This is a genomic window from Pseudofrankia coriaricola, from assembly GCF_001854805.1.
Classification (GTDB): Bacteria; Actinomycetota; Actinomycetes; order Frankiales; family Frankiaceae; genus Pseudofrankia.
The window spans coordinates 37,608-50,041 of the sequence record NZ_MBLO01000038.1 but is presented as its reverse complement, the minus strand read 5'-3'; the positions used below and the strand labels follow the sequence as shown (position 1 = coordinate 50,041).

The window sequence follows — 12,434 nt, the reverse complement described above, 5'->3', positions numbered from 1 at the left end:
CGTCCGAGCCGCAGCCTGGCTCGCTCATCGAGAAGGCGCCGCGGATCTCGCCGGTCGCCATCCTCGGCAGGAGCCGCTGCTTCTGCTGTTCGGTGCCGTGCTGGATCAGCAGGTAGGCGAGGATGAAATGGGTGTTGATGACGCCCGAGACGCTCATCCAGCCGCGGGCGACCTCCTCGACGACCAGCGCGTAGGTGAGCAGCGACTCGCCGAGCCCGCCGTACTGTTCCGGGATCGTGATCCCGAACAGGCCCATCTCCTTCATCTGCTCGATGATCTCGTGCGGGTACTCGTCCTTGTGCTCGAGCTCGGTCGCGTGCGGCAGAATCTCCTTGTCCACAAAGATGCGCACCGCCGACAGAATGTCGGCCTGAACCTCCGTGAGACCGTCAGTCTGCGCGATCCTGCCCATCCCAGCTCCTAGCATTGTCACTGACCCCGTTGCAGACGGAGTCGCTGGCGGTCGGGTCCACACGGCGAACTGCTGCGAGTTCCCGGCTTTGGGCGCCTCTCACCTCGCGGCGCCGAGGTGGACGGACAGCCGCGTCTCCACCACCGGCGGGATGTGCCGTGACCCATCGGATGCCTGGTCGGCCCGCGGCGGGTGGGCTGGTGATGTCCACGGGGCACCGCGGGACTCGCGCACGGGCAGGGGGCGGGGACGGTCGGCCGAGGCCTGGGCTCTTCGCCTTCGACCAGTTCGGCTTGGCCCGCGATCCGGGCGCCGTAGACGAGCGACTGAGGAGTCCACCGCGGCTGCCGGCCGATGAACGTGTTGTGATCGACCTCGTCCAGGTCAAGGGGGGCGACAGTCTCCGGCATCGCTACCCGACCTCAGGCTCTGGCCCCAACGCCCCGAACACGCCTGCATCCGCGCCAACGCCAGCAACGCTGGGGATTACCCGGCGCCCGAGCCTCCATGCCGATCTTGTGTTCGACCGCCATGGGCGTGTCCATGAAAACCAGGAGGATGACGTTGGCGCGGATGCCGTAGGCGCATTGGCGATCGTCAGGTGCGGCGTGAACGTCACGATGCCCGCCTTGGAGGTCTGGTAGCCCGCGTAGGGGTAGTCGACTAGCACCGCGTTGGACGAGATGTCGGTGATCACGCCAGCGCCCTGCCAACGCGTCACAGGGACGACGTGCTTGCACGTCAGGACCATTCCCTGAAGGTTGATCGCGACCACGCGGCTAATCCCTCCGGGTGTGATCTCTTCCAGCGTTGCGTTGCCCGCCGACCCGGACGTTGTCGTCGAGGATGTCGATCGTCGACCAGCGCTCCAGGCCCACTTAGCTGGTATTTCCGCTCAGACTTGCGAGCGACTGGCCGCGCGTGTTTCGAGCTGCCTGTCAGTAGTTGACCAAAGCAAGATCAAGACCTAGCGAGCGCATCCGCCGGTAGAGCGTGGACCGGGCGATTCCCAGCCGTTGAGCGGCCGCGAACTTGTTACCGTCTGACTCGCGCAGGGACGCCAGCAGCTCAGAAATTTCGAGTTGTTCCAGCCGGGTGAGCTGGCGACCAGCGGCCCTGGCTTGGACGCCGTCCGGAAGCTGGCGTGAATCGACGTACCCGGTTTGGCAGCGGCGCGCGACGCCGTCGACTACCGACTCGAGCGACCGCAGGTTCTCGGGCCAGTCCACCCGGGCCAGAACCTGTAAAGCGTCTGGCAGCCAGCGCACCGGTTCACGGCCGGCCTCGGTGCGACTGGCGGTCATCTCGGCAACGAGGTCCGGAAGATCGTCTAATCGATCACGCAGTGCGGGAACTCTGACCCATGGACCGACACCGGTTCCGCGCTGGGTGAGACGAGCGGCCTCCCCGCAGACCTCCGTGAGCGTGAGCACGACCGGCGCCTCATGGTGCTGGTCGCCGAGAACGATCTCCTCGACCTCGGCCATAGCGGCGTCGGACAGCCGCTCGAGGTGGGTCACGATCAGGGGACACGGCGCTGAACGCCGCTGGCGCAGAAGTTGGAGCATCTCGGCCTCGGCCGAGCAGTCGACCTCGAGAGCGTCGGAGGGCACGAGGGCGCGAGCGATGTGCCGCTTGCCGGTTCCTGATTCTCCGACGAGAACGACGCGGTCGGAACTGGAACGTGCCGACTGCAGATCCTCGAGCAGTCGGTTCCATCGGCGGCTCTTTCCTGGCAGCGAACACGTCAGACCGCTTCCTGAAGACGGCCGCAGCCGGCCCGATGCTGGCCGATCCTTGCGCGGGCGCAGCGTGATGCGAACACCTACTGGGCCGTCGCGACCGGGAATCCGCTCGAAGCGCGCGTGTTGTGGCCCCGCGTTGGTGAGCGTGAGAACGGCGGTGTCGGGTCGCTCGCCCATGAGGAACTGGGACGCATACTCCCACAGCGTTGCCTGGTCGCCGCCGCCGAGCAGCCGCGAAGCCCCGACGTTGCACAGCAACGTCTGCTGGTTGAGGCAGATCACTGGGCGGCGGTTGGCGGCCCGCGCCGAGAGAAAGTCGCGCATCAACAGCATCTCGCGCTCGTTGGAGTCCTGCCGCAGGCTCTGGCGCATGGCAGCGGCGATCTCGGACGCCCAGGGAAGCAAGAGTGCGCTCGCTGGCATGGCGTTTTCGATCACGAGGGCCCCAGCGGTGCGCTGGGTTGTCGGGCTGATGATCGGGATCGCGATCGAATGGGTACCCAGATAACGTTCGTGGAGGTGCTCGTGACCGACGACCTGCTCGGGACCGCCCGACTCCAACGCCATGTTCGCTGCATGGGTTCCGATACTTGCCTCAGACAGGGACGAGCCAATCGGTGGGAGGCCACCGAACCTTAGGAGCTGCGGGTTCCGAGCGGCGTCGGGAAGACCGTAGTGACTGACGACGACCGAGCCGCGGTCCACCAGGATGGCCATGAGCCGCAAATGGTCAAGTGTGGCCAGCCGCGAGCGCAGCTCCTGATCGAAGGCCCGGGAGAGACCGCATTTGTCGGGAGGCGAATGCACCGGCGCCCAGTCCGCTGTTGTGGACACGAAGCCGCTCGCCCGGGACCGCTGCCACGACTTAGCGATCTCGGGCCGCACGCCCGAAGAGACGGATCTCGTTGCAAGGTATTTCACCCGAGCCGAGTTGATTGTCGGGGAAATATCGCCCCGACTGCGTTCGAACTGAAGTGGCCTCACCCGTCCTCCTAAGTTCGGCCCGGTAAGATGCACAATATATCGAGGATGAGAACGGTTGCTGGTTCACCGGGGTCTGAGTGATCTGAGCGATCCAGCCGACAATGGTTACCCCGGCCACGGCACTAGCCAACGGCCCCCGCGCGCCGACGGGCCGTGGTCCAGTAGGCCAGACGAGTCGCAGGGGCGAGCGCCTTCCTCCTGGCCGAGTGCGGCAGAATGCCGCAACGACGAGAAGAATCCGTCCGCGTTAGGCAACGCTCGGTTTTGACGGTTCTGGCCGCGTGGCATGGCAGTGGTTGGAGCGGCGGCGCTACTAGGACAAGACATGGCAATTACGGCCGCAGGAGCCGGGTGAGGTCTCGGACATCGGGGACTTCTTGAAGGTCGAGAACCGTCGCGACGATCGCATCCACAGCTGCGTCTGGCAGCTCACCGTCTGCGTTGGTCCGGAACTTGGCCACAAGTTCCTCCGTGGACATCGTGGTCGACGGGTCGATCGACGGAGTTCCTTTCGGGAACATTCGCTCGGCCGCGAACATAGTTCCCCGTGCGTCGATCTCGATGCGGGCCGGCCGGTTCGCGGGATACTCATTAAGGTACCCGGTATAGCTCGGATGAATTTTTGTGACCACCCTGGTCATCAGACCCATGACGGACGAGTCGAACACGACCTGTTGGTCTTGCCATCGCTTGCTCGGGGGGATGCGGTGAGCCGCCAGAGCCAGGCCGTGAGACATGCTGTTCTGGGCGTCGACGACATGCTCGATGTTCGTGTTCAGCCACGTGGGCTGGCGGTGCCAACCCTCGCCCCAGGACCGAATCTCCTGAATCTCGTCAGGCTTCAGGTCGTGTTCCTCGACCAGCAAGACGAGTGTGTCGATCAGACCATGGAGAACCCGACAGTGAGGGTACGGCTTGTACGTCTGGGCCTTGGGGAACAGCCATTCGACTCCCAGCCCACGCGTAATGGACCGATGGTCCCACCGCGAGGTTCCGATGAACCGTGGGAACCCGAACTCCGTGTCGTCCAGCATCTCGCGGTCTCCGCGATGGCCGAATTTTCCCATGTAAGCGGCCGTCAAAGCGGTTTGTGCGAACGCGCCACCGACCATGTACTTGACTGTCGTACTGGGAGTGTGCGCGCTCCACGCACCGTGCGAATGGACGGGTGCGATACTGCCGACGATACCGATCGCGCTCGCTGTCGGCCCTGGCGGGAGATTCATGAGCTTCGTGCTCGTCGCCGCGGCGCCGAAAACGATGCAGCTATAGCCGACAACCGGCCGTTGCAGGACCTTTCCGCTCTCGACGTCACGCAGACCGTCCATCGCATAAGCGATGCGACAGGAGATTTCGTGTCCGATCGCGATCGCTGTAAGTACTTCCTTCCCGCTGGCAGCCGCCGACTCTCCGGAGGCAAGCGCAACCGGGATCACGACGGGTGCCACGTGCCCGGGCGCGAGGATCGCGTCGAAGTCCAGCGCACTGATCAGTTCCGAATTGGCGAACGCCGCGCCGAACACCGAGCTTGATTCACTGCTCCCGATGACCGTGGCATCGTCTCGAGCCCCGTGACTGAGACTCGCGAGCTCGATGCCGACGATCCCCTTAAGCTGGTCTTTCCCGGCGAGGCCGCAGCCGATGGAGTCGAGAAGGACTCGCTTGGATTCCGCGACGACCTCGGGCGGCAGTTTCGAGAAATCAGTCGCACACGTGAAATCGGCGAGGGCCTCAACTATCGTCGGCCTCAGGCCGGGGGCTCCGGCAGCCGTCACTGCGACAGTTCCGCGAGTCGCTGGCCGACGAAGGGAGTGATTCCGGGTGGTTGGGAGGTCATGCCAGCATCGACCGGAAGCGCGACCCCGGTGACGTACTTGGCATCGTCAGAAGCGAGATACAGCATGGCGCTCGACACCGCCTCGGGCTCGATCCAGGGAACCGGAAGCAGATTTAGCGACTGCGCTGGAAACACCATGTCCTCGACTGTCTTGCTCGGGTCGTCCCCACAGAAGGCGCGCACATGTGCTTCGTTGAGGAACAGCGGCGTCGCAACAGCGGTGGGGCACACCGCGTTCACCCGGATCCAGTACGGCGCGAGTTCTGCGGCGAGCGTCTTGACCAAGCCGATCAACCCGTGCTTGGCCGCGGCATAGGCGGTGTTTCCGAAGAGGGGAACGAGCGCCGCGGCGGATGCCGTCACAAGGATCACGCCCCCCTTCGCCTTCATGTGCGGAAGGACGGCTCGGACGGTCTTGAACACGGCGGACAGATTGGTGTCGACGATGAGGTCCCAGATCTCGTCTGCTTCCTCGCTCTCGACACCGTGCCGGGTGGAGATGCCGTGATTGACGATGACCGTGTCGAGGTGGCCGAGCTGGCCCACGGCGTCGTCGACCGCCTCACGCATCTTCGTCACATCCCGCGCGTCAGCCACATAGCTTAAACAACGGCGCCCCAGCTTCTCGACCAAAGCCACGGTCTCAGCGAGGTCCGCTGGCGTCGCCATGTCGTAATCGACGTACGGAAGCTGCTCGCACACATCCGTCACGACGATGTCCGCGCCCTCCTCGGCCATCCGCACCGCGTGGGAGCGACCCTGCCCCCTTGCCCCGCCCGTGATGAGTACGACCTTGCCGGTCATCTTGCCCATGACTACCCCTCTCCGGCCGGCGCCACCGACCGGCTGACCTGTATGACGTGAGACCCGTCGGCAACGCGGCCGGACGGCCTCGGGAGAGTGGTGACGGCCCTGCGGACACGCCAACGTCGGGCGAACGTGCGTACGAGTTGCAAATGTTCCTCAGTAGAACGAAACGAATGGCCTCGCTGTTCGGACCGCCGCCACGCGGTGACGACGGGTGGGCAGCTACAGGCGGTAAACACGACTGGCCGTCCCAGCGAACATGGCCGCCTTCTCTTCGGCCGTGTACACCGAGGCGACGAGCTTGAAGGAGTTCCACAACGTACGATACGAGCCAGAGAGCTTGTCCGGCGGAAAGTTGCTCCCGAACATACAGCGGCCCGGCCCGAAACTCTCTATGCCGTGTGAGTAGTACTTGCCAGTCGCATCGACGAGCTGAGTCGAGGACGGCAGCCGATCTCCATGGTGCCAGTTGAAGCCGGGGATAAACATGTTGAGCCCGCCGAGTTTGAGGTACACGTTCGGCTCACGGGCAATCGTCGCAATGTCGTCATGCCACTGTGCCCAGAGCTCGTCCCTGCGCCCGACCCACGGCCTGATGCCGATCAGGCCGCCGAGATGGTTCAACACGAAGGTCACTTCGGGAAGCGCCCTTACGGTGGCGATCGCGTCCCCGAGCTGGACCTGGAAGACATATAAGTCGAAGGTCAGACCGCGAGCCGCGAGGCGCCGCAGGCCCTGACGGAAATCCGGCTGCAGCAGTCGGTGCGGATCCCTTTCCGGGGCTGAGCGATCAAGAGCAGCCATGTCCCGAATTCCCCGCAGCCGGTCCGGCGCGGCGGCCTGGTGCGCGTCGAGAACAGCATCGACGTCGGCGCCGAGGTCGAGATCGGCGTACGCGACGATACCTGCGGCAATACGCGTCTTGAGCCCGAGTGCGGCAGCCTCTTCCCCCGAGGCGTTCGCGAACTCGGTCTCGCCTACGCAGCGCAGTTGAGCGGGTCCGTCCGGGCGGTAACGGGCCTCTGCCTCTACGAACACTGTAGACTCGATGTTGTGACCGCTGGCGAGGTCGTCTATGAAATGGTCGAGATGGTAGTCCTCTCGCTGCATCGACGCATCCCGGTCCCAGAGATGGTAGTGAGCGTCGACGATCGGCAGCTCTGGCTCGAGAACATCTTCGAGAACTTCCGGTTCAGCCCTCTTCCGCATTGTGCTACCCCCTAGCTCGTGCTAGCTCGTGCCACCGACGGGACGAACGTTGGATCTCGGACCGTCCGGCAGCCCCGGTGGACTCGTGGGCGTGGCGAGGACTCGTCGGCGTAATGAATCCCGAATGTCGAGACTGTCCACGTCTCACGTACCGCGGACAGCGACGAGCTCGTCCCGATTGCTATTCGCTCTCGGTGACCTGGCCACCGGAAGCGGTGTCCCGACGAGCTGACCGACCTCAGGTATACGGCAGCGGGCGCTCGGTCGAGAGATCCCAGACCACGGCCTTGGACTGTGTGTAGAGGCGGAGAGCCTCGAATCCATTCTCTCGACCATAGCCACTCTCCTTCATGCCGCCAAACGGAACAGTGGGATGAATGGCGCGGTAGGCGTTGACCCAGACCGTCCCGGCGGAGAGGTTCTGCACCAGATGCTGGATCTGGGATGCGTCGTTGCCCCACACCTGCGCCGAGAGACCGAACGGGCTGCTGTTGGCACGGAAGAGCGCCTCGTCGACATCGGTGTAGGGCAGCACGCTCGCCATCGGACCGAACGCCTCGGTGGTCGCGGCAGGGTTGTCGTCGGTGACGTCCACGAGCACGGTCGGAGCGTAGAAGGCGCCGCCTTCCAGGTCGCCCGTGGTGACGGGGGCGCCACCCGCCAGACAGGTCGCACCGTGGGATATCGCGCCCTGGACCAGAACGTCGACGTGGTCGCGGTGCCGCTGGGTGATGAGGGTGCCCATTTGCGAGGCCGGATTCGTGGGCTGTCCAACCTTGACCGCGGCCGCTCGGGACGCAAGCTCGTCGCACACCTGCGCGTACATCGAGCCGTGGACGAAGATACGCGAGCCCGCGACGCAGCTCTGTCCACTCTTCACGAAGTTGGAGTGGAGCACCGAAGGAAGCGCGAGCCGGAGATCTGCATCCTTGAGCAGGATGGCGGGACTCTTTCCACCCAGCTCGAGGTTGACCGGCACGATGTTGCGAGCGGACTGCCTGATGACGGCTCGGCCGGCCTCGGGGCCGCCCGTGAACGCCACCAGGCCGATGCCAGGGTGCTGTGTGAGCAGCGGGCCGGTGACCTGACCACGGCCCGTGACCACGTTCACGACCCCCGGCGGGATGCCGGCCTTCAGGGCGAGCTCGACGATCCGGAACGTCGACAACGGCGCCACGTCCGGTGCCTTCAGCACGATGCAGTTACCGGCGACGACGGCTGGCCCTGCCTTGTAGGCCACGAAGACGGCGTTCGCGTTGTACGGGTTGATGCCAGCGACCACGCCGTACGGTTCGTTGACGCCGTAGGCAACCCGTCCTGGATACGGGGCGTAGGAGCGGCCCTCGAGCTTGTCTGCCATGCCGGCGTAGTAGGTCAGGACGCGCACGCACGCGTCGACGTCCCCCATCGTTTCGGCACGAAGGTTCCCGACGTCGGCGACCTCGAGGTCGGCCAGTTCGTCGCGGTGCGCACGGACCAGATCGGCCCAGGCACGCACGAGTTCACCACGGACGTCCGGCGCCGTCGTCCGCCAAGTGGACTCGTAGACCGTGCGCGCCTGCTCGACGATCTCGTCGAGATCGTCGGCCTGGACCTCGTACGCCTCGCCGATCGTCTCACCTGTGGCCGGATTGAGGACGGGAAGGTAGTGGTCCGAGCGGGGGACGACGGCACCCTTCGCTCCGATGAAGCCGACCCGGCGCAGGATGGTCGAGCTCGCCATGCTGGTCTCCTAGGGTGGCTAGGCCGCCGGCGGCTGACAACGGGGCCAAGACTCAGTCCGTAGCAGCGGCACGATGTGCATGATATATGAAAGGCAGCCTCTGGCAAGGCCTCGCTCGTTGCGGAGGGCTGCCACGACGGTGTATTGCTGGCCAGGAAGATATATGATATAGAGCGGGTCGGCGGAGCGAACGGGATCGGTGCTCGCAGGCGTCAGCTTCGGCGGCGAGGCCTTCGTTCGTCGTCGACCTTGGCGTGAAGGGGTAGTCATGCAGGCTTGGCAGTACGTCGGCGACCACCAGCCGATCACCCTGAACGAGATCGACGAGCCGGTCGCTGGGCCCGGGGAGGTCCTGCTCGAGGTCAAGGGCGCGGGCATCTGCCACACCGACGTGGGACACCTCGAGGGCACCATCAGTCATTTCCTGGCGTTCCGGCCGATCACGCTCGGTCACGAAGTCGCTGGCGTCGTCAGTCAGATAGGGGAGGGCGTCACCAGTTTCTCGGTGGGTGACCGGGTCGCGGTGCGCTCCGTCGTGGAAGGCCCAGGAACCGGCCGCGACGGTGGGTTCCAACCGAGGCTGGCGGTCCAGACAGACGTCCTCGTGCCGGTGCCGGACGGTGTGCCGTGGGACCAGGCGGCGGTCTCCACCGACGCGGGCATGACGTCCTACCACGCGGTCATGGCGCGCGCCGGCGTGAAGGCGGGGGACAAGATCGGGATCATCGGTTTTGGTGGACTCGGGTCGCTCGGGACCCACATTGCGCTGCGAGCGGGCGCGCAGGTCTTCGTGGCCGAGACGAAGCGGTCGTTGCATCCGAAGATCATTGAGGCGGGTGCCGCGGCGGTCTCGTCCACCGTCGAGGACTTCAAGGGCGAGGGACTTGACGCGATCATCGACTTCGCGGGTTTCGGGACGACGACCGCGTCTGCCGTCGAGACCGTGAAGCCCGGAGGGCGGGTTGTCCAGGTCGGGCTCGCCGAACGGTTCGGGACGTTGGACCTGATCGCGTTGACCATGAACCAAGTCGACCTCCTGGGATCGCAGGGAGGAACGAACGAAGACAACGCCAAGGTCCTGCAGCTCATGGCTGCCGGTCATCTTCAGTCAGAGACAGAGCGCATCGCTTTCGACGAGATCGGCGAGGCGATCGAGAGGCTACGGCGTGGGGAGAACGCCGGACGTCTGGCCGTGATCTACGACTGAGCGCGGAGGATGTGGGCGACGCCGGAGAGATGTCGGCGGCTGCCTGCGCAGCCCGCTTGAGACGCAGTCGGTTGGAGATCTTGTCACCCAGTGTGACAGATCGCATCTATCTGAGTTGTGCGAGGGAGCCGGGCCGCCGTCGGCCGCCGTCGCAAGGCTCTGACGCCACGCCCCCGTCAAGGGACTTTCGGGGAGGCGGGCCGGGCAGGAGGTCGAACTCCGCTACGTGAATCCGGCGACCAGCGGCGGGTGGTCGAGGCGGGTGACCCTTGGTTGACCTACTAGTGAGGAACAGCGGTGCCCAGGACGACCGATGCGACGACGCGCGACCTTGCCGCCGAGGCAAGCGTCGCCATGACAATTGACGGGCGGCGCGTGACGGCGGAGCGCGTCTTCGAGGTGCTGAATCCGGCGACCGGACGCCACCTCGCGAAGGCGCCGGACTGTACTCGCGGCCAGGTGGACGACGTCATGGAAGGCGCGCAGCGCGCCTTCCAGACGTGGCGCCGTGACGACGCCGCTCGATGTGCTGCCATGCTGGCGGCAGCCGACGAGCTCGAAACGGTGGCGGAGGAACTCGCCCTGATTCTGACCGCGGAGCAGGGAAAGCCGTTGCGCGACTCGCTCGCGGAGGTTGCAACCTCCGCGAAGTGGCTCCGGTGGTACGCCCATCCCGATCTCCTCACTCCGGAGATCGCTGAAGACAGCGATCAGCGCAAGGTCAGTGTCCACCGTCGCCCGCTCGGGCCGACGGTGGCCATCTCGCCGTGGAACTTTCCCATCCAGACAGTGGGGAAGAAGGCATCTCAGGCACTACGTGCCGGCAACACCATGGTGGTCAAGCCGTCGCCCTATACGCCGCTGGCGACACTGAAACTCGTCGAGGTGCTTCAGCGGGCCTTCCCGCCCGGCGTCCTGAGCGCGGTGAGCGGCGGTGCGGAGCTGGGCGGCTGGTTGACCGGGCACCCGCTGACCCGCAAGATCAGCTTTACCGGTTCGACCGCGGTGGGCAAGCTCGTTGCGGCGGCGGCGGTGCCAGACCTCAAGCGGATCACGCTCGAGCTCGGCGGGAACGACGCCGCGGTGGTCCTGGACGACGCCGAGCCGGACGTCGTGGCGCGGGGTATCTTCGACCGCGCACTGGTGAACTGCGGGCAGACGTGCGCCGCTATCAAACGAGCGTACGTTCCTGAAAGGCTGTACGACGAGGTCGTCGAGGCGCTCGCAGAGTGTGCGCGTGCTGCCGTCATCGGTGACGGCATGGACCCGCTCACCGACTACGGTCCGCTTAACAATCGGCCTCAGCTGCGGATCGTGTCGGACCTCGTCGACGACGCGCTGCACCGCGGAGCGCGGGCCGCGGCTGGCGGCGAGGCTCCTGAGCGTGCGGGGTTCTTCTACTGGCCGACGATCCTGGCCAACGTGGACGATCGGATGCGCATCGTGGACGAAGAGCAGTTCGGCCCGGCCTTGCCCGTGCTGTCGTACGGCAGCCTGGACGAGGCCGTCGAGCGCGCGAACAGCGGAAAGTACGGCCTCGGCGGATCAGTGTGGACCTCCGACCCGCAGCGTGGCGCCCTGGTGGCAAGTGAGCTCGTGTGCGGCACGTCGTGGGTCAATACACATGCGGTCACGCTCCCGCATCAGCCGTTCGCGGGCGCTAAGTGGAGCGGGGTCGGCGTCGAGAACGGCCGCTGGGGCCTGTACGACTTCACTCAGATACAGGCCGTCCACACAGCCTTGTAGCCGTGGTCCGTCGAGTCTTGTCGCGCGGACGAGGTGGCCTGGTGTCGGTCCGCCGCGAGCTTCGTCCGGTCCCGAAAACCGGACCGAACACCTATTTCGTACATTATATATTGTTCCTGCTGATGAAACTCGGTTCTCCAGCAGCAGTTCATCGTCTCTGAGAAGGGCGGCACCATGCCAGGCGAACACCTTCAGGTTCAGGCCCGCCGAGTCGTCACTGGCCTCGACGAGTCCGGAAGATCGACGTTCGTGGCCGACGGGCCGACGCCCGTACGGGTCGCGACACCGGGGTTCACAGTCTGCGACATCTGGCGGGTGGAGACCCTGCCCACGGACGTCCTGAACGAAGACGGCACTACGGGGAAAGTCTTACTCGACCCTCCTCAAGGAGGCTTCGTCTACCGAATCACGACCTTCCCACCTGACAGCGAGTGGGATGCGGTGGCAGAGTACCGCGCCTCACTCGAGGCGATGAGCGGGGCAGCGGCCGTCGACCGTGCCGGGTCGAACGGCGACGTCGTCGGCCTGCACCAGACCGACACAGTCGACATCGTCACGATCATCTCGGGTGAGCTGTACGCGGTCACGGAGACAGGCGAGACGCTCCTGAAGCCGGGCGACACCCTGGTGCAGCGTGGCACCGTTCACACCTGGAGCAACCGCGGCGACAAGCCGTGCATGAAGGTGGCGGTGCAGGTCGGCGGGAAGAGGTGAACAAGGTCGCCGTGTTGCGCTGGGTCCGCGCCGGCAGCTGCCCGTAGTCC

General features: G+C 65.4%; 10 protein-coding genes. 3 read left to right on the top strand and 7 right to left on the bottom strand.

The window, feature by feature from the left end:
• The 7 genes from BCD48_RS08230 to BCD48_RS08205 form a co-directional block, all read right to left on the bottom strand.
• The coding region (locus tag BCD48_RS08230) for an acyl-CoA dehydrogenase family protein (protein ID WP_131803835.1) at window positions 1-412 on the bottom strand (412 nt) is incomplete at its 3' end.
• 412 nt (window positions 413-824) lie between these two features.
• Complete coding sequence (locus BCD48_RS56430; protein WP_083418322.1) at window positions 825-1,301, bottom strand: SDR family NAD(P)-dependent oxidoreductase; 477 nt, start codon at window positions 1,299-1,301, stop codon at window positions 825-827.
• A gap of 49 nt (window positions 1,302-1,350) precedes the next feature.
• A complete protein-coding gene (locus BCD48_RS08225) occupies window positions 1,351-3,141 on the bottom strand; it encodes an AAA-type ATPase lid domain-containing protein (RefSeq protein WP_131803841.1) in 1,791 nt (596 codons plus the stop codon).
• Between the two features lie 332 nt (window positions 3,142-3,473).
• The gene (locus tag BCD48_RS08220) at window positions 3,474-4,916 is read right to left on the bottom strand and encodes an MmgE/PrpD family protein (RefSeq protein ID WP_198543148.1); all 1,443 of its coding nucleotides are present in this window, start codon (window positions 4,914-4,916) and stop codon (window positions 3,474-3,476) included.
• Window positions 4,913-5,791 carry a mycofactocin-coupled SDR family oxidoreductase gene (locus BCD48_RS08215; protein ID WP_071047716.1) on the bottom strand — a complete coding sequence of 293 codons (879 nt, stop codon included), beginning with the start codon at window positions 5,789-5,791 and terminating at the stop codon, window positions 4,913-4,915. The genes BCD48_RS08220 and BCD48_RS08215 overlap by 4 nt, the downstream gene beginning before the upstream one ends.
• 216 nt (window positions 5,792-6,007) lie before the next feature.
• A complete protein-coding gene (locus tag BCD48_RS08210; protein WP_071047715.1) occupies window positions 6,008-6,994 on the bottom strand; it encodes an amidohydrolase family protein in 987 nt (328 codons plus the stop codon).
• A 238-nt stretch (window positions 6,995-7,232) separates the two neighbouring features.
• Window positions 7,233-8,717, bottom strand: coding sequence for an aldehyde dehydrogenase family protein (locus BCD48_RS08205; protein ID WP_071047714.1), 1,485 nt, complete (start codon window positions 8,715-8,717; stop codon window positions 7,233-7,235).
• 268 nt (window positions 8,718-8,985) lie between these two features.
• Between BCD48_RS08205 and BCD48_RS08200 the strand changes: the two genes are divergently transcribed.
• The 3 genes from BCD48_RS08200 (at window position 8,986) to BCD48_RS08190 (ending at window position 12,384) form a co-directional block, all read left to right on the top strand.
• Complete coding sequence (locus BCD48_RS08200) at window positions 8,986-9,924, top strand: zinc-binding dehydrogenase (protein ID WP_071047713.1); 939 nt, start codon at window positions 8,986-8,988, stop codon at window positions 9,922-9,924.
• Window positions 9,925-10,221: 297 nt separating this feature from the next.
• Complete coding sequence (locus BCD48_RS08195; RefSeq protein ID WP_241841588.1) at window positions 10,222-11,670, top strand: aldehyde dehydrogenase family protein; 1,449 nt, start codon at window positions 10,222-10,224, stop codon at window positions 11,668-11,670.
• 249 nt (window positions 11,671-11,919) lie between these two features.
• A complete protein-coding gene (locus BCD48_RS08190; protein WP_198543147.1) occupies window positions 11,920-12,384 on the top strand; it encodes a cupin domain-containing protein in 465 nt (154 codons plus the stop codon).
• Window positions 12,385-12,434 lie beyond the last annotated feature (50 nt).